The organism is Kushneria phyllosphaerae, assembly GCF_900312995.1.
Taxonomy (GTDB): Bacteria; Pseudomonadota; Gammaproteobacteria; order Pseudomonadales; family Halomonadaceae; genus Kushneria; species Kushneria phyllosphaerae.
The window spans coordinates 1,309,423-1,327,586 of record NZ_ONZI01000001.1 but is presented as its reverse complement, the minus strand read 5'-3'; the positions used below and the strand labels follow the sequence as shown (position 1 = coordinate 1,327,586).

The 18,164-nt window shown below is 58.4% G+C and carries 14 protein-coding genes; 5 read left to right on the top strand and 9 right to left on the bottom strand.

Going from position 1 to position 18,164, the window contains the following annotated elements; genetic code table 11:
- Positions 1–169: 169 nt before the first annotated feature.
- The gene (gene pssA / locus KSP9073_RS05875) at positions 170–1,120 is read right to left on the bottom strand and encodes a CDP-diacylglycerol--serine O-phosphatidyltransferase (protein ID WP_108841952.1); all 951 of its coding nucleotides are present in this window, start codon (positions 1,118–1,120) and stop codon (positions 170–172) included.
- Between the two features lie 72 nt (positions 1,121–1,192).
- On the opposite strand from pssA, the gene KSP9073_RS05870 reads away from it, so the two are divergent.
- A complete protein-coding gene (locus KSP9073_RS05870) occupies positions 1,193–1,717 on the top strand; it encodes an MOSC domain-containing protein (protein ID WP_108841951.1) in 525 nt (174 codons plus the stop codon).
- Positions 1,718–1,807: 90 nt separating this feature from the next.
- Here KSP9073_RS05870 and ilvC read toward each other — a convergent pair whose 3' ends face one another.
- The 3 genes from ilvC to KSP9073_RS05855 all read right to left on the bottom strand — a co-directional run bounded on the left by ilvC (position 1,808) and on the right by KSP9073_RS05855 (position 5,122).
- Positions 1,808–2,824 (bottom strand): ketol-acid reductoisomerase, encoded by a 1,017-nt coding sequence (gene ilvC, locus KSP9073_RS05865; protein ID WP_108841950.1) that lies wholly within the window; start codon positions 2,822–2,824, stop codon positions 1,808–1,810.
- Positions 2,825–2,909: 85 nt separating this feature from the next.
- Complete coding sequence (ilvN, locus tag KSP9073_RS05860) at positions 2,910–3,401, bottom strand: acetolactate synthase small subunit (RefSeq protein ID WP_108841949.1); 492 nt, start codon at positions 3,399–3,401, stop codon at positions 2,910–2,912.
- Entirely contained in the window at positions 3,401–5,122 is a 1,722-nt protein-coding gene (locus KSP9073_RS05855; protein ID WP_108841948.1) for an acetolactate synthase 3 large subunit, read from the bottom strand. Before KSP9073_RS05855 ends, ilvN begins: the two co-directional genes overlap by 1 nt.
- Positions 5,123–5,722: 600 nt before the next feature.
- Between KSP9073_RS05855 and treF the strand changes: the two genes are divergently transcribed.
- Complete coding sequence (gene treF, locus KSP9073_RS05845) at positions 5,723–7,339, top strand: alpha,alpha-trehalase TreF (protein ID WP_243409123.1); 1,617 nt, start codon at positions 5,723–5,725, stop codon at positions 7,337–7,339.
- A gap of 91 nt (positions 7,340–7,430) precedes the next feature.
- Here the strand turns inward: treF and clpB are convergent, their stop codons facing one another.
- From clpB to rluD, 3 genes are all read right to left on the bottom strand, one after another.
- A complete protein-coding gene (gene clpB / locus KSP9073_RS05840; RefSeq protein WP_108841946.1) occupies positions 7,431–10,025 on the bottom strand; it encodes an ATP-dependent chaperone ClpB in 2,595 nt (864 codons plus the stop codon).
- Positions 10,026–10,207: 182 nt separating this feature from the next.
- On the bottom strand, positions 10,208–10,963 hold the full coding sequence (pgeF, locus tag KSP9073_RS05835; protein WP_108841945.1) for a peptidoglycan editing factor PgeF: 756 nt from the start codon (positions 10,961–10,963) through the stop codon (positions 10,208–10,210).
- Positions 10,960–11,919, bottom strand: a complete 960-nt coding sequence (gene rluD, locus KSP9073_RS05830; RefSeq protein ID WP_108841944.1) for a 23S rRNA pseudouridine(1911/1915/1917) synthase RluD — start codon at positions 11,917–11,919, stop codon at positions 10,960–10,962. Before rluD ends, pgeF begins: the two co-directional genes overlap by 4 nt.
- A gap of 204 nt (positions 11,920–12,123) precedes the next feature.
- Between rluD and KSP9073_RS05825 the strand changes: the two genes are divergently transcribed.
- Both KSP9073_RS05825 and KSP9073_RS05820 read left to right on the top strand, forming a co-directional pair.
- Positions 12,124–12,930, top strand: a complete 807-nt coding sequence (locus tag KSP9073_RS05825; RefSeq protein ID WP_108841943.1) for an outer membrane protein assembly factor BamD — start codon at positions 12,124–12,126, stop codon at positions 12,928–12,930.
- 220 nt (positions 12,931–13,150) lie between these two features.
- Complete coding sequence (locus KSP9073_RS05820) at positions 13,151–13,435, top strand: PP0621 family protein (RefSeq protein WP_108841942.1); 285 nt, start codon at positions 13,151–13,153, stop codon at positions 13,433–13,435.
- Here KSP9073_RS05820 and KSP9073_RS05815 read toward each other — a convergent pair.
- Positions 13,427–14,524 carry an NAD(P)/FAD-dependent oxidoreductase gene (locus KSP9073_RS05815; RefSeq protein ID WP_108841941.1) on the bottom strand — a complete coding sequence of 366 codons (1,098 nt, stop codon included), beginning with the start codon at positions 14,522–14,524 and terminating at the stop codon, positions 13,427–13,429. The genes KSP9073_RS05820 and KSP9073_RS05815 overlap by 9 nt on opposite strands.
- Before the next feature lie 150 nt (positions 14,525–14,674).
- On the opposite strand from KSP9073_RS05815, the gene KSP9073_RS05810 reads away from it, so the two are divergent.
- Positions 14,675–15,133, top strand: a complete 459-nt coding sequence (locus KSP9073_RS05810) for a GspH/FimT family pseudopilin (RefSeq protein ID WP_133240993.1) — start codon at positions 14,675–14,677, stop codon at positions 15,131–15,133.
- 26 nt (positions 15,134–15,159) lie between these two features.
- Here the strand turns inward: KSP9073_RS05810 and KSP9073_RS05805 are convergent, their stop codons facing one another.
- Positions 15,160–18,132, bottom strand: a complete 2,973-nt coding sequence (locus KSP9073_RS05805; protein ID WP_108841939.1) for an EAL domain-containing protein — start codon at positions 18,130–18,132, stop codon at positions 15,160–15,162.
- Positions 18,133–18,164 lie beyond the last annotated feature (32 nt).

Here is an 18,164-nt window from a genome sequence, read left to right as displayed (position 1 = left end):
TCGGAAGTCAGCGGCTGGATCCGTGATCCTGATTGGGTGACCAAAACCTCAGTCAAAACAATCACCTGCTTACCTTCCCCGCTGCCTCGTCGCCGTGTGCTCCGTGGCAGCGGATGCGTACTTTATAGATCAGACCCCGAGCGCGCAACCCCTTGTTTCAAAAAAGAGGCTACTTTCTTTCATCGGGTTTTTCGGATGTTGCTGAAGGCCCTGACACCTCTGACTCATCAGCCGGTGCTGATGTTTCAGGAGCTTCGGCATTGGCCGCTTCCATCTCTTCTTCAGTGGTGGCGATGCCGCTGCTGATGGGTTTGGCGTGACCGGTACGACGCATGATGGCCAGTATCGGACCCGATGCCGCATAGCTGCCAAACAGCAGTAGCAGCATGACAGCAGGCTCCAGCGAGATCAGAACAAAGGCCAGAACGATGGCCAGCAGTGCCACAAAGGGAACGGGGCTTTTGAAGTCCACTTCCTTGAAGCTGTAGTAGCGGATGTTACTGACCATCAAAATACCGACCGCCGCCACAATAATGGCCATAAGTACCTTGAAGCCAAAAGCGGTGGCTTCGAAGCTGTGAAAGGTCCAGACAAACCCTGCCACTACTGCTGCCGCCGAAGGACTGGGCAGACCTATAAACCACTTCTTGTCGGTGCTGCCGATCTGTACGTTAAAACGTGCCAGACGCAGCGCAGCGCCGGCCACATAGACAAAGGCCGCTATCCAGCCAAGGTTGCCCACGTCCTGAAGTATCCAGGCAAAGGCCACGATCGCCGGGGCCACGCCAAAAGAAAGCATGTCGGCGAGACTATCGTATTCTTCCCCGAAAGCGCTTTGCGTATTGGTCATGCGAGCCACCCGACCATCGAAGCCGTCGAGCACCATGGAGACAAAGATGGCGATGGCCGCCGAGCCGAAGTTGCCATTAAGCGCAGCCACAACGGAAAAGAAGCCCGAAAAGAGCGCGGCAGTAGTAAAGAGGTTGGGCAACAGGTAAATACCGCGCCGGCGTATGCGCTCACCGTTTTGCACGATGTCTTCAACCACTTCCGTGTCATCCTTGAACTCTGAGAAAGGATCGCGGGGCGGTCGATTGTTTGGTGGGGGCGTCTGCGTCATGACAATGAGGTCCTTTGAAAAGATACGACCATCAAAGCATAGAAGATGACCAGGTGTTAACACGGAGAGGAAATGGAAAGTTTAAGAAGCCTCATGACGCACTTCCCCTACCCCGGCCGCCTGGAATGGTTGAGCCGCCGTCCCGAGCGTCACGGTGATATCGATGTAAAAGACACGCTTACCCTGATCGAGGGTCGAGGCATTGGGGGGGATCATTACAGCGCTCGCGGCGGCAAGCGCGAAGTCACGCTCTTTCAGGCCGAGCATTTACCGGTCGTTGCTGCCTTTTGTGGCATGGCGACACTGGCTCCCGAGCAGCTCAGGCGCAACCTTGTGGTGTCGGGACTTAACCTGCTGGCCTGCCGACAGCAGCAGCTGGTTATTGGTGACGACGTGATCCTTGAGATTACCGGGCTATGCGCGCCCTGCAGTCGCATGGAAAGGACTCTGGGGCCGGGCGGCTATAATGCCCTGCGCGGCCATGGCGGCATGACCGCCCGTATCGTGCAGGGCGGCATCATTTATCGCGGCGACAGCGTCACGGTGATACCCGCCACTACCGAGGCCGCACAGGGTCAGCTTTTCCAGCATTCCTGAGTAACGCCTCTCAAATGACAGGCATAAAAAAACGGATGCGCTATCGCATCCGTTTTCTCGAGGTTTCAACTCTCTCGAGGGTTCTTCAAATCAGTTTTTCGACTTGTCGACCATCTTGTTGGCAGCAATCCAGGGCATCATGCCACGCAGTTTGGTGCCGACCTCTTCGATCTGGTGCTCGGCACCGCGACGGCGCTTGGCCTTGAGGGTCGGGAAGCCGGCCTGGTGATCCAGAATGAAGTCCTTGGCAAAGGTCCCTTCCTGAATGTCCTTGAGCACCTGACGCATGGCATTTTTGGTGTCTTCGGTCACGATTTTCGGACCAGTGACGTAGTCGCCATACTCGGCCGTGTTGGAGATCGAGTAACGCATGTCGGCCATGCCGCCTTCATACATCAGATCAACAATCAGCTTGAGCTCGTGCAGACACTCGAAGTAGGCCATTTCCGGTGCGTAACCTGCTTCCACCAGCGTTTCAAAGCCGGCCTGTACCAGCGCAGTGGCGCCACCGCAGAGAACAGCCTGCTCACCGAACAGGTCGGTTTCGGTCTCTTCCTGGAAAGTGGTGTGGATAATCCCGGCACGACCGCCGCCGTTGGCGCTGGCGTAGGACAGGGCCAGTTCACGCGCCTTGCCGGACTTGTCCTGATAGACCGCAATCAGGCTTGGCACACCGCCACCCTGGGTATAGGTCTGGCGAACTGTATGACCCGGCGCCTTGGGCGCGATCATGATGACGTCCAGATCTTCGCGCGGCTCGATCTGCTGATAATGCACGTTGAAACCGTGTGCAAAGGCCAACGCAGCGCCTTCTTTCAGGTTGGGCTCGACGTCACGATAGTAGATCTGCTTCTGATGCTCATCGGGCGCCAGGAACATGACGATATCAGCGCCGGAGACTGCATCCGCCACTTCAGCGACTTTCAGACCCGACCCTTCTGCCTTCTGCCAGGAACCGGAGCCCTTGCGCAGCGCGACGGTGACATCAACGCCGGACTCCTTGAGGTTATTGGCGTGGGCATGGCCCTGCGAGCCGTATCCCAGGATGGTGACCTTCTTGCCCTGGATGAGAGAGAGATCGCAATCCTTGTCGTAATAAACCTGCATTACCTTCACCTCTTAATGGACGGCAGCGCCATCGGTTGACATAAACGATATCGATTAACGTAAACGTTGTGCAAAAACTTCGGCGTCAGATGCTCAGCACCTTGTCACCACGTGCAATTCCGGACACGCCGGTACGCGCCACTTCCAACACTCCCAGAGGCGTCACGGCCTGCAGGAAGGCATCCATCTTGTTGGCATCGCCGGTAATCTGCACGGTATAGATGCTTGGCGTCACATCCACGATCTGAGCCCGGAAGATGTCCGCCGTGCGTTTGACCTCGTCGCGCGCACTCCCCTGCGCCTTGACCTTGACCAGCATCAGTTCGCGCTCGATATGCGCGCCTTCGGTCAGATCCACCAGCTTGATCACATCGATCAGACGATTGAGGTGCTTGGTGATCTGCTCGATGATGCGTTCATCGCCATTGGTGGTCACCGTCAGACGCGACATCGTCGGGTCCTCGGTGGGTGCCACGTTGAGCGTTTCGATATTGAAGTTACGCTGGGAAAAGAGCCCGATCACGCGTGACAGCGCCCCTGGCTCGTTTTCAAGCAGCATCGATATGATATGGCGCATCAGGTTCGCTCCGTCTTCGATAGCAGCATGTCACACATGGCCCCCTGCGGAACCTGCATCGGATAGACGTGCTCGCGCGGGTCGACATGGATATCGAGAAACACCAGTTCATCCTTTGAGCGAAACGCTTCTTCAAGCGCCGGCTCAAGCTCCTCGGGCGTTCTTACCGTGATGGCCTTGAAGCCATAGGCCTCGATCAGCTTTTCAAAATCAGGCAGTGACTCCATATAGGAATGGGCATGGCGAGATTTGTAGTTCAAATCCTGCCACTGGCGCACCATCCCCAGCGAGGCATTGTTGAGATTGACAATCTTGACCGGAATGCCGAACTGCTTACAGGTCGACAGTTCCTGCATCATCATCTGAAAGCTGCCCTCCCCCGTGAACAATACGACATGCTCATCGGGATAGTTGAGCTTGATGCCCATGGCCGCCGGCAGCCCAAAGCCCATTGTTCCCAGACCGCTTGACGAGATCCAGCGATTGGGCTGATTGAACTTGTAGTACTGAGCGGCAAACATCTGATGCTGACCGACATCGGTCACGACATAGGCATCACCGTGCGTGACGCGATGCACGGCTTCTACCACCTGCTGGGGCTTGAGTGGCTCACCGGCAGCGGCAGGCTCATAGAGCTTCCCGCGACGCTCTTCACGCCAGGCGTTGATTGTCTCCCACCACTCGTCCAGCGGCTCCTGCGCCTCTGTACGCTGACCGATCTGGTTGAGCATCTCGTTGAGCACGTTATCGGCAGCCCCGACAATGGGCACATCGGCATGCACGGTCTTGGAAATGGAGCTGGGATCAACATCAATGTGCACGATGCGGGCATCGGGACAGAAGCGAGTGACGTTATTGGTCACGCGATCATCAAAGCGCACGCCGACACCCAGTACCAGATCACTGTTGTGCATGGCCATGTTGGACTCATAGGAGCCATGCATGCCCGGCCAGCCCAGCGACTGAGGATCGTTTTGCGGGAAGGCACCAAGCCCCATCAATGAGGTGATCACGGGAATATTGAGCCGATGCGCCAGCGCCGTCAGGGCCTCGGAGGCACGGCCGGTAATCACCCCGCCACCGGCGAAGATCACGGGACGCCGGGCGCTCATGATCAACTCGACCGCCTTGCGAATCTGCCCCGTATGGCCGCGTGACACAGGATTGTAGGAACGCAGCTTGACCTTGCGAGGATAGACATACTCGTAACGTTCGGTCGGCGCGGTCATATCCTTGGGGATATCAACCACGACCGGGCCCGGACGACCCGAAGAGGCAATATAAAAGGCCTTTTTGAGTACAGTCGGTATATCGGAAGGATGACGAATCGAAAAACTGTGCTTCACTATGGGACGCGTGACCCCGACAATGTCGGTTTCCTGAAAGGCATCCTCGCCAATCAGGTGGCTGGCCACCTGACCACACAGCACGACCATCGGTATGGAGTCCATGTAGGCCGTGGCAATCCCCGTGACCGCGTTGGTCGCTCCGGGGCCCGAGGTGACCAGCACCACACCGGGTTTACCCGAGGCTCGGGCATAGCCGTCAGCCATATGGGTTGCCGCCTGTTCATGGCGAACAAGAATATGTTTGACATCATCCTGGCGAAACAGCGCATCATAGATATGTAGCGCCGCACCGCCGGGGTAGCCGTAGATATATTCAACGCCCTCATCCTTGAGGAAGCGGGCGAGCATATCGGCTCCGGAAAGCAATTCCACGTTTGAGTTCCCCTATAAGGTCTCGAGTGCGTTCACGATGCGATGCGCATCGGCGTTCGAGGACGGCTTGGCCGCCTGCCGCGGCCCGGGGCCAGCGACACCTGATGCTGCAGCCTGGTGATCGGTTGCAACGAGGACCTGCTCAATCTTATGTCGGGTCGACATATAGGGGCGTTGATCAGGCAGGGGGTTGGCCCGCCTGTTCAGGTCCTTGGGCAGGCAGGCAGTCGCCACGCGGCTGTCCTCCATGATCCAGGGGTTGCCCGGAGAATTCATGCCTGCAATCAGGAACCTTCAAGACTCTATCAGTGATGCTCCGGTGTCAACTGATGGATGCGCATTTATAGCGCTCAGCCCCCGAATAGGGGCTACATATTGCACGATATCATTGCATGGAAGCACAACAGTTTTGATTAGTGTCTGCCGTTATGATGTGTACCCGGGAAATGGCCTCATGATGAACTATCCTGTGTTAACACCGGTCATCATAAAGGGGCGCATTGTGTACCGAAGGCGTCCCGAAACTGTCAGGACAGTGCCACTTTCAACCTGCCAGCCACGATCGGGCAGAAACGTCATTTATTGTTTCAGGAATTTGCCATGACCATGACCGCTGCCGCATTGACACCCTCAATGCCGGATACGCCGGAAGTTGCCGAACTTCCGCCATTGCCAGAGCACCTCTGGGGCAGACTGTTCCACGATGTACAGAGTCGTGGTCTGTTCGATGACAGCAAGACCTTTGTGGACATGATCCCGACCAAACCGGCCGAGGAGATCACGGCTGACTACACCCGGCTTCGAGAGCGCTACTCGGACTGCGGTGATGCCCCCTGCGTCAGCAACAAGACCCTGCGCGAATTTGTGGAAGCGCGTTTTGAGCGCATCGAAACCCAGGCCAACGTCGAACCGCCTCAGCGTCAGGACAACATACGCGATCATATCGATGCGCTCTGGAATGTACTGACCCGGCAGCCACGGCCTCGCTATAACCCCAGCTCGTCGCGACTGCCCCTGCCCCACGCCTACGTGGTGCCCGGCGGGCGCTTCAACGAGATCTATTACTGGGACACCTATTTCACCATGCTGGGCCTGCGCCAGAGCGGTCGTATCGATCTCATGCGAGACATGGTCAATAACGCTGCCTTTTTGATCAACGCCTACGGTCATGTGCCCAACGGCAATCGTACCTATTATCTATCCCGCTCCCAGCCGCCTTTTTTCTGCGGCATGGTCGGCCAGCTTGCCCAGCATGATGGCGAAGGCGTGTATGAGCACTATCTGCCCCAGATGGAGCGTGAATATATCTACTGGATGGATGGCGTCGAGGCACTACACCACGGCGAAGCCTACCGTCGCTGTGTCAAGCTCCCCGAAGGCACGCTGCTCAATCGCCACTGGGACGACCTGAACACGCCGCGCGAAGAGTCCTTTCGTGAGGACATGGATACGGCCGACCGCACCAGCCGCGACCATATCGAGGTATGGCGAAATCTCCGTGCCGGTGCCGAAAGCGGCTGGGACTTCAGCTCCCGCTGGCTGAGTGATCCCCATGACCTGGGCACCATTCGCACCGTGGATATCCTGCCGCTGGATCTTAACTGCCTGCTTCACAACATGGAGTCCGTGCTGGCGTCGACACACCGAAGGCTCGGCCACTACCAGCGCGCCGACCTGTTCCAGAGTGCGGCCAATTCACGTCTCGATGCACTGCGCCGGCTGTTCTGGTCCGAGGAAGAAAAGCGTTTCGGAGACTATCTCTGGCATGCCAACGCACTGACCGACAGCATCAACGCATCCATCGTCTTTACGCTTTATTTTGGCATCGCGACCGAGGAACAGGCCGCCCATGTCGCCAATACGCTGGAATATCAGCTGCTGCAGCCAGGCGGTTTGATGACCTCGACCATTGATACCGTTCAACAGTGGGATGCCCCCAACGGCTGGGCACCGCTTCAGTGGATGGCCATCAAGGGGCTCAAGCGCTACGGTCACGATCGACTGGCGGACACGATTGCCAAACGCTGGATGCACAACAACTTCTACCGCTTCGAAAAGGACCACAAGCTGTTGGAGAAGTACAACGTCATGGACATCGACGGTGCCCCGGATGGCGGTGAATACCCCTCGCAGGATGGTTTCGGATGGACCAATGGCGTGCTGCGCGCCCTGTTGGCCATTTACCCGGAAGCCACGCTGCAAAACACGGCGCCCTGATCAGGTTAAACCGACGGGGTCTTCCAACTGGCCATAAAAAAGGGCGGCTACCTCGGGTAGCCGCCCTTTTGTCATTGCGTGTCGATAGCGCTTATTCAGCACCCTGCTGGTCAAGTATCAGTTCCCCGTCATGCGCTTCCACAAGCACGGTGTCGCCCGGGGCATAGCGCCCGGACAGCAGTGCCTGCGCCAGCGGGTTTTCGATCCGATTCTGGATGGCACGACGCAGCGGACGCGCGCCATACACCGGATCGAAGCCCGCCTCGGCCAGCTGAACCATGGCCTCTTCGCTGATTGAAAGCGAGACATCACGATCCGCCAGCCGCCGACGCAACTGATCAAGCTGAATATTGGCAATCGACTTGATCTGGGTTTGGCCCAGCGCATGGAACACGACCACCTCATCGATACGGTTGATCAGCTCGGGGCGGAAGTGCGAAGCCACTTCATCCATGACCGCGGCACGCATGCGCTCATAGCCGGCATCATCCTGTTCGCTCGCATAGCTCTGAATGATGCTGGAACCCAGATTCGAGGTCATGACGATCACGGTATTGCGGAAATCCACCGTCCGCCCCTGACCATCGGTCAGGCGGCCATCCTCAAGCACCTGCAAAAGGATATTGAAGACATCCGGGTGGGCCTTCTCCACCTCATCAAGCAACAGCACCGAATAGGGCTTGCGCCGCACGGCCTCGGTCAGATAACCGCCCTGTTCATAACCCACATAGCCCGGAGGTGCCCCAATCAGGCGCGCCACGGAGTGCTTCTCCATGAACTCCGACATATCGATGCGCACCATGGCTTCTTGGGTATCGAACAAAAAGCCGGCCAGCGACTTGCACAGTTCTGTCTTGCCCACCCCGGTCGGCCCCAGAAACAAAAAGGAGCCGTTGGGGCGATTGGGATCACTGATGCCGGCGCGTGAGCGACGCACCGCGTTGGACACGGCCGTGACCGCCTCATCCTGCCCGATGACGCGCTCATGCAGCGCTTCTTCCATACGCAGGAGCTTGTCGCGTTCACCCTCGAGCATTTTCGATACCGGAATGCCGGTCCAGCGCGACACGACTTCGGCAATTTCTTCTTCGGTCACGATCGAGCGAAGCAGTCTCAAGGGCGTACTTTCGGCTTCGCCGGCCTCACTGATTTTGCGCTCCAGATCCGGAATCAGGCCGTACTGGATTTCCGACATGCGTCCCAGATCGCCCTGACGACGCGCGGCTTCCAGATCGGTTCGGGCCTGCTCAAGCTCGGCCTTGTACTGCGCCGCACCCTGAAGGCTGGCCTTCTCGGCCTTCCAGACTTCTTCGAGATCGGCATATTCCCGCGACATGGTCTCGATCTGACCTTCCAGCAGTTCAAGGCGCTTGCGGGTGGCCTCGTCGGTTTCCTTTTTCAGCGCCTCACGCTCGATCTTGAGCTGAATCAGACGGCGCTCGAGACGGTCCATTTCCTCGGGCTTGGAATCCATCTCCATGCGGATGCGAGAGGCCGCCTCGTCGATCAGGTCGATCGCCTTGTCCGGCAACTGACGGTCGGTGATATAGCGCGTTGACAGGCGTGCCGCAGCGATGATGGCCGGATCGGTAATGTCTACCCCGTGATGGACCTCGTAGCGCTCCTTGAGCCCACGCAGGATGGCAATGGTGTCTTCCTCTGAAGGCTCATCGACCAGTACCTTCTGGAAACGACGCTCAAGGGCAGCGTCCTTTTCGATGTCCTGGCGATATTCATTCAGCGTGGTGGCGCCCACGCAGTGCAGCTCGCCGCGGGCCAGGGCAGGCTTCAGCATGTTGCCCGCATCCATCGAGCCCTCGGTCTTGCCGGCACCCACCATGGTGTGGAGCTCATCAATGAAGAGAATAACCCGCCCTTCTTCCTTGGCCAGCTCATTGAGCACGGCCTTGAGACGCTCTTCAAAGTCACCGCGATACTTGGCGCCCGCCAGCAGCGCACCAAGATCCAGTGACAATACCCGCTTGTTCTTGAGACTCTCCGGCACCTCGCCGTTGACGATGCGCTGGGCCAGACCTTCGACAATGGCGGTCTTGCCCACGCCGGGCTCGCCAATCAGTACCGGATTGTTCTTGGTCCGGCGCTGCAGCACCTGAATGGTGCGACGGATTTCATCATCACGGCCAATTACCGGGTCCAGCTTGCCGCTGGCAGCCCGCTCGGTGAGGTCAGTGGTGTACTTGTCCAGCGCCTCCCGCTTTTCTTCGGCTTCAGCATCGTTGATGTTGTCGCCGCCGCGCAGCTCGTCTATGGCGCGACGCACACCCTGCTCGTTGAGACCGGCGCCGCTCAGGGCACGGCTGACCGCCGACCTTGTCTGCAGTGCTGCCAAAAGCACCAGCTCGGTGGCGATGAACTGATCACCGCGCTTTTGCGCTTCACGGTCGGCAAGGTTAAAAAGCTGGCCCAGCTCCTGGCCCATGGTGACATTGCCATCGAACTGGCTGACCGCTGGCAGATCTTCCACATGTCTGACCAGAGCGTCGCGGACGCGCCCCGGGTCACCGCCTGCCTTCTGAATCAGGCCCTTGAAACCCGAGTCGCGACTATCCAGCAGTGCCAGCAATACATGCCCCGGCTGAAGCTGATTGTGTCCTTTCCCTGCTGCCAGAGACTGGGCGTCGGCCAGCGCGGCCTGCAATTTACTGGTGAGTTTGTCGATTCGCATCCTGTGTCCTCTCATCCGGCGCTCTGGCCGATCAGGGCTGCACAGTCGCAGCACCGGCACCTCAAAGCGCGTGTATCAGTATATTGCCAACAAAGATGGGGGCGCCGAAAACCGTTTCAAGCAGGGTCAGTAAAAATATTATGTTAAATCCACGACAGGCCTGCCGGAGCGCCATCAGCGCCCTAGCGAAGCCAGATAATGCTGCTCATGCGGCCGGTCAGACCGTTGTCGCGACGATGGGAATAAAAGCGCGGGTCGGAAGCCGTACAGAAATGGCCGCCGCTGATATCGGTGACGCCCAATGCTTCCAGACGCAGGCGCGCCAGACGATAGAGGTCACACATGAAGTGACCCAGCCGATAGGGGCTTGCCTCGAAAGCGCTGGAAGCCTCGGGATGCACATTAACGAAGGCGTCATGCACTTCGCGCCCGACTTCATACTGCATGTTGGAAATGGCAGGGCCGAGCCAGACCATAACCTCCTCGGGAGCGCAGCCAAGGGCGGCCATGGTGGCCTCCAGCACACCACCGGCCAGACCGCGCCAGCCGGCATGAGCGGCCGCCACTCGAGTACCGCGGCGATCACAGAACAGCACCGGCAGACAGTCGGCGGTCTGAATCACACAGGCATACTGCTGATCACGTGCGATCGCGGCATCGGCCTGTGGCGGAGGCGTTTGAAAGGACTGCTGAACCCGCGCGCCGTGGACCTGATCCAGCCACAACAAGGGACGATGATCTCCGATTCTTGCGCCCAGCAGCTGACGCAACCAGGCCACTGTCTCAGGGTCATCTCCCACATGAGAAGCTGCATTGAAGGCGGCATAGGGGCCCTGACTGGGGCCCGTTTCACGGGTGGTGACAAACGCGCCGACCGAGCCCGGTGCTACCCAGTCCGGCACGATAAGCGTGGGCTGATCGCGACTGTCCTGATTCATGTTTGTGCCTGATCCTCGCGCAGAATATCGAGCAGCATGAACATGTCATCCGGCAATTCCACACCGAACTCGACAGTTTCATGGCCTGTCGGATGCGTAAAGGCAAGCCGACGCGCGTGCAGGGCCTGTCGCGAGAAGTGACGCAGCGTCTCCTTGAGCGCCTCACCGGCCCCGGCCGGCAGCTTGAGGCGCCCGCCATAGACCGGGTCACCCACCAGCGGAAAGCGTTGATGGGCCATGTGAACACGAATCTGGTGGGTACGCCCGGTTTCCAGGCGGCAGCGAACATGGGTATGACCGCGAAATCGTTCGACAACCCGGTAGTGGGTCACTGCCGGCTTGCCGCCGTTGGCCACCACGGCCTGACGCTTGCGATCCGCCGGGTGCCGACCGATGGGGGCATCCACCTTGCCCCCGGCGATCATGGCGCCGATCACGATGGCGTCGTATTCCCGCTTGACCCGACGCGCCTGCAGCTGCTCGACCAGAGAGGTCTGCGCGGCCAGCGTTTTGGCCACTACCATTAATCCGCTGGTGTCCTTGTCCAGACGATGAACGATGCCGGCACGCGGCAGGGTCGCAAGCTCTGGGGCATGATGAAGCAGCGCATTGAGCAGCGTGCCGCTGTAGTTGCCCGCTGCCGGATGCACCACCAGTCCGACCGGCTTGTTGAGCACCAGCACGTCGTCATCTTCATGCACGATGTCCAGCGCGATCGCTTCGGCCTCCCAGACCGGGTTTTCTTCCAGGACGGCATTGAGCACCAGCGTGGCACCTGCCATGACCGGTGCACGCGGACGCATCTGCTGTCCATCCACGGTCAGGGCGCCCCCCTTGATCCAGGTCTTGAGGCGCTCTCGGGAAAACTCGTCAAAGAGCTCTGCGGCCGCCTGATCCAGTCGCAGACCGGTCATGGTGTCGGGGACAATGTGTGTTTGTTCGATGGTCTGTGACATGCAATTCTCTGCAGGAGCATGGGCCGGGCATTTCGCCGCGGCTTTACAATGCTTTATAGTGCGGGGTCATTGGTACCGGGAACAGGCAGCGCGTCATTCGCGTAATGCGCTGCCGGTCCGTATAGTAGGCCACACACACTTCATTCAGTAGCTGTTGGGCGGATTCTACCATGCCGCCACGGTTTGTTTGAGACGAGGACGACAATGCGCGCCATTTCCCTGAGCGCCCTTGCGCTGGCTGCCGTCATGCTGGCCGGTTGCGCCAGCAGCCAGAGCCAGGAGCAGGATAAAGAGCTTACCGAGCAGCAGCTCTACCAAAACATTCAGAGCTCGCTCGACAATGGCCGCTACTCCGCTGCCGTCACTCAGCTTGAAACGCTGGATAACCGCTACCCGTTTGGCGAATATGCGCAGCAGGCACAGCTGGAGCTGATCTACGGCTACTATCAGGTCGGCAACTGGGAAGCCTCACGTGCGGCGGCCAGCCGCTTCATTCGGCTGCATCCCGACCACCCTCAGGTGGACTATGCCTATTACATGCGTGGCATGGCAGCATGGGAATCAGGACGTTTCAGTCTGGAAAGTCTGGATCTGATCGACATTTCCAAGCGAGACCTGGGCGCCACGCGTGATGCCTATGTCGATTTCGGTGAGGTGGTCCGCCGCTTTCCGGACAGTGCCTACGCTCCGGATGCCCGTCAGCGCATCATATTTTTGCGCAACGTTCTGGCACGTCACGAGCTTCAAATCGGTGATTTCTACCTGCGCAAGCAGGCCTACCTGGCTGCCGTCAATCGCGGGCGCTGGGTACTGGAACACTATCCGCAGACCCCTGCCACACGTGACGCGCTGGCCGTCATGGTAGAGGGCTACATGGGTCTGGACATGAAAAAGGAAGCTCGTCAGGCACTGGCAGAGCTGATTCATAACGACCCTGATAATGCACGCCTCAATGGCAATACCTTCAAGCCGCGCTACCTGAACGGTTCGCTGAGCCTTGAAGAGCACTGATCGGTCACCTGCCCCTTGATCGTCAGAGCGCCCCGCCCTTCAGCGGGGCGCTCTGGTATTCGGCCGGGCCCAACGTTGGCGCCCACACGATACTCTTTTACACTACACAACCATGATGGTGTCATGGCGTGAAGATGGCGGCCTCACCCGATCAGGTATTCCTTGATCAGACCCAGGCCTGCCGTCTGCCTTCACCTCTTTCAGGAGTCCGAACCCTTTCATGGCCCGACTGATCATTGTGGCTGCCCTGCTCTGGCTGGGATGGCTTTTCTATCGACGTCTGAAGCGTCAGCGCAAACCGCATCCGCCGACACCGGCCTCGGGAGAGGCGATGGTACGTTGCGCCTATTGCCATGTTCATGTGGCGCGCCATGATGCGCTGGAAGATCCTCACACCAACGAACTATCGCGCCATCTGCCGGGCGAGAAGCACTGGTTTTGCTGTCAGGACCATCAGGCACGGTTTATCAGCAACGGCCCCCTGCCGCGTCGACGCTCATCCTGAGCAAGGCAGGGTATAAGGCTCAGGATCCACAGGTAATGGCGACCCCACAATGTGCGCGCAGACAAGATCCGCCGTGGCCGGGGAAAGCACCACGCCGTTGCCGCCATGTCCGGCGTTGACATAAAGCCCTTCAATGCCATCCGCGGCGCCAACAAAAGGAATGCTGTCCGGCGAGCCCGGTCGCAGTCCGGCCCAATGGTGAGTCACCTCAACCTCCTTTAGCGCCGGTAACATCTCAAGCGCCATGGCATGGATACGCGTATAGCCTTCAACGGTCGTGGCGCGATCAAAGCCTGCGTCTTCAAAGGTACTGCCGGCCAGGATCTGATGATCGCGTCGGGGGATCAGATAAAAGCCGTTCATCAGCATGACGGCCTGAAGCAGCGGCCGTGCGGCATTGAACAACAGCATCTGCCCTCGCACCGGCGCAATGGGCAGACGGACATGACGCGCCATCAGCTGTCGAGTCCAGGGACCGCCGGCCATGACGACCCTTGGCGCCAGATGTCGTCCCTGTGGCCCTTCCACGCCCTCGACACGCTCCCCGGCCGTCAGCAGAGAAGTGACTTCAAAGTGCTCGACCAGCGTGGCGCGCGGATGATTCAGCAGCCACTGTCGCAGCGCCTGACCCAGCCGCGGCGTGCGAATACTGCCGCGTCCGGCCATCCAGAAAGCGGGCTCAAGGGATGGGGTGACCTGACGACCCAAAAGGCTGTACGCCGCGGGCGATGAGAGGGAGGCAAGCAGATCATGATGACGGCCCGACCACATCCGGGCCCTTTCGGCATCCTCGACCCGAACATGCATGACGCCATGGGCCGTATATTGCGGGTCAATGCCGGTCGCATCCGCCAGCAGGCCGGCAAGCTCACGCCACTGTGATGCTGCCAGCACATCAAGACGCGCGATGGGGTCGCGGTAGCGCCAGGGATACAGCGGTATCAATATGCCGCCGCCCGCCCAGGACGCTTCCCGCGCACACTGTCCACGCTCCACGAGCGTGACACGAAAGCCTTGCTGTATCAGCTTGAGGGCACTCATCATCCCATTGATGCCGCCGCCGACCACGATCACATCGCTTGCGTTCACATGTCCCTCATCCCTGTGTGTGTCATGAGCGGGTTACCCTGCACAAACCATTAATTATAAAAATCTAAATAACCTATCCCATCTGCCGTTAAACCATACTGGTCCATCAAAAGGGATAATGTTTTGCGTGCTCAGCGAGGAGTCACCTTATTGGACGCTGTTGTCACCATGGCCTTGATGGCGCTGATGATTGGTTGGGGCATTCCTTCCATGCAACAGTGGCATGCCGGAAACCTGCTGGATGCCCAAATGCGCGATGTACAGGGACTGATGCAACAGGCGCAAATGGCCAGTCTGGATCATGGTAGACCATGGACACTGTGTGGCAGCCACGATGGCCAGCGCTGTGATGGACAATGGACATATCTGCTGGTGCTGGATGCCGAGGGCATTGTTCATTATCGCACCAGAAAACACGACCCTGTCACGCTGCGCTGGAAGGGACTGTCCAGAGCGCTCGTTTTTCATCCAAGGCTTTCAAGCAGTATTCTCAACGGCACGTTTTATCTTTGCCATGCCCACAAGGCGCGGCGGCTGATCGTTAATCGACTGGGCCGCACGCGCTTTGAGAGCACGGACTCCGAAGATGATTGTCAAACCAGGCGCTAAAGCCCCAGTCGCCAGGGCCCCGGTCGCTATTGGAGCCAAAGCCTATCGAGTGGCATCGGGCGGTGCAAATAATAGCCCTGACCATAATCGATGCCCATTTTGACGAGTCTCTCTGCACTGGCGCCATCCTCGATAAACTCGGCCACGGTCAGTGCCCCCAGGCGCTGGGCAATCTGATTGATGGCATCAACGATCACCTGATCAAGAGCATTGTCATTGACGTGACGAATGAAGCCGCCATCGATCTTGATGATATCGACCACGAAGTTGCGCAGGTAGCCAAAGGAGCTCAGTCCGCTGCCAAAATCATCGAGCGCCACACGACACCCCGCCTTGCGTAACGCATCAATGACATCACGCGCCAGGTCAAGATGGTTCATGAGCGCCGTTTCCGTGATCTCAAATATCAGCGCTTGAGGCGAGAGCGGAGAAATGGACAAAATGCCCTGTAGCCAGGGCAGAAACGCCGGATCATTCAAGGAGTTGGCCGATAGATTGATGCTCAGCGAGCGGCCATTGAGCACCTGCTTTAATCGCTCACCATCATGTACCAGTGCACGCTCAATGACCCAGCGATCCACGGCCGCCATGATGCCATATCGTTCGGCCACCGGAATAAAGGCACCCGGAGCCACCACTTCACCTTCCCGACCCAGCATTCTGACCAGTATTTCCAGATAGTCGCTGCCTTCGGCCTGCAAGGGCACGATTCGCTGACAAAACAGCACGAAGCGATCGTTTTCGATCGCCTCGCGCAGTCCCGCGGCCATGAAGATATCGCGATGATACTGTTCAATATCCTGCTGACCCGGATGATAGACGGTGGCCCGATTGCGACCATATTGTCTTGAGGTGTAACAGGCCACATTAACCCGACCAAGCAGGACACCAAAGCTTTCGGCATGACTGTCTACCGGGATCAGCCCGGCACTGACACTCACTTCATGAGTCCGGCCATCCCATGAAAACCGCAGAGCGCTGATGGCCTCGATGACGGTGTCTACCCATGACGACGAGGCCTCGAGATCGCGCCCATGAAGCAGCAGCGCGAACTCATCGCCACCCAGGCGCGCCAGCACATCCTGCTCACCGAGATGCTGCTCGATCAGACGCGCGATTTCGATCAGCAGCGCATCACCTGCCAGATGACCTGCCGAATCATTGATCACCCTGAAATGGTCCAGATTCAGCACCACCAGAATGGCCGGCGTCGACGCTTCCTGACGAATGGCGTCCTCAACGGCCTGCTCGAAACGCCGGCGATTGTAGAGTCCGGTCAGCGCATCATGGCTGTCAGTAAAGGTCAGGCGACGCTGGAGTTCGCGGGCGCGGGACAGATCCTGAAACACCACGATGACGCCCATGGCGCTGCCGCCGGCCGCCCGCACCGGCGCGACCGTCGCCTTTACTTCGAGAACCCTGTGCTCCTTGTTGATCAGGATCGCATCTTCATCGGTCATGCAGACTTCATTGCGCGACAGGCAGGTATTGATCAATTCCAGCGACTGAGGCGTCATGTCCGCCCCGTGCAGATGAAACACTTCCTGAAGCGGGCACTGCCTGGCCTGCGAGAAGTGCCAGCCGGTAATCTCTTCGGCAACGGGGTTCATGAAGACGACACTGCCGGCCATGTCGGTGGCAATGACACCATCACCGATGGAATCAAGCGTGACCTGCAAGCGCTCCTTCTCTTCCTGCAGATCACGGGCCAGCTGTTCACGCTCGAGTTCCGCCTGACGGACAGCATGGATATCAATCAGCGTCCCGATCATCTTCAGAGGGTGGTCGTACTCATCAAACTGCATGACCTTGCCGCGAGACTGGTACCAGCGATAGCTGCCGTCTTTCTGGCGTACGCGATATTCCGCCACATACAGAGGTGTATGTCCCGCCACATGCGCTGCAAACGCCTGTTCCACACGCACCACATCATCCGGATGGGTTTTCTCACGCCAGCGCTCCATAGAACAGTCAGCACAATCTCCCTGTCCGAGCAGTCGATTCGCCTCCAGAGAAGCACTGATCTGGCGGCGCACCAGATCGACCTCCCAGACGCCCTGACCGCTCCCCTCCAGCGCAGACTTCCAGCGCTGCTCGCTTTGTAATAACTGTGCTCGTTCCCGACGAGAATCCTGCAGCGCCATGGCCAGCAAAAGAGCCGGCAGTACCGTCAAGACAATGGTGATGTAGTGAAGCATACCAATGTGGGAGACCCCGTTTTGCTGATAGAAAAAAACCAGCAAAACCAGCGAAATGACGCTGACCACGTTCAGCAGAGTGCTTCGAAAAAAATCAAACAGCAGCGCTCCGAGCAATAGCGCCACGATACTCCAGACCATTTCATCCGGAAAAAACAGGACGATACCGGCATTGAGCAGCACGGTTAAGAGCAGCACCGCGTTAAACGCGGTCAGAACACCTGAAGAAAGCAAGCCATGCCAGCGGCTAATAGAGCTTTTAAGGACCACCGGCAGCATGACAAGCATGCCCAGACAGCCGGAGAGATAGTGGATCCACCACATCTGAAAAAAACCCAGATCATGATGGGAAGCTGTCAATGCCAACATCAAGGAGCTGACCAGCGGAATTAAAAATGCACCGATCAGCAAAACACTCAAAAACGAGGAAGCAGTGGCTATAAGAAGTGGCCCTCTAAAGTGCCAGCGTAGCCAGAAAGCACCCACCAGTATTTCAATACAGTTTATAACGGTATAAAAAAGGACGTCGCCGGGTACGTGGCAAAAATATTGGGCCAGCAGGTCAGCCAGAGCAATACCGAACAGTGGGACGAACCAGTCCCGCGGATGCAGGCGTACCAGGGCTCCGATGGCCAGAGGGCCGGCCAGCCATGGCGCCACTACGGCCGCTTCAATATTGGAAAGTTCCGTGGCCCCCAGCGCGAGCATGAAATAGGCCAGCATGAACAGCATGAGTCGTAGCCAGCGCGCAAGGCGCCGGTGATCGCTATTCCCAAAGACCTGCTCGTAGATTCCCAGCATCTGTTCCCTGCACCCTGCCCTTCGGGGCCATT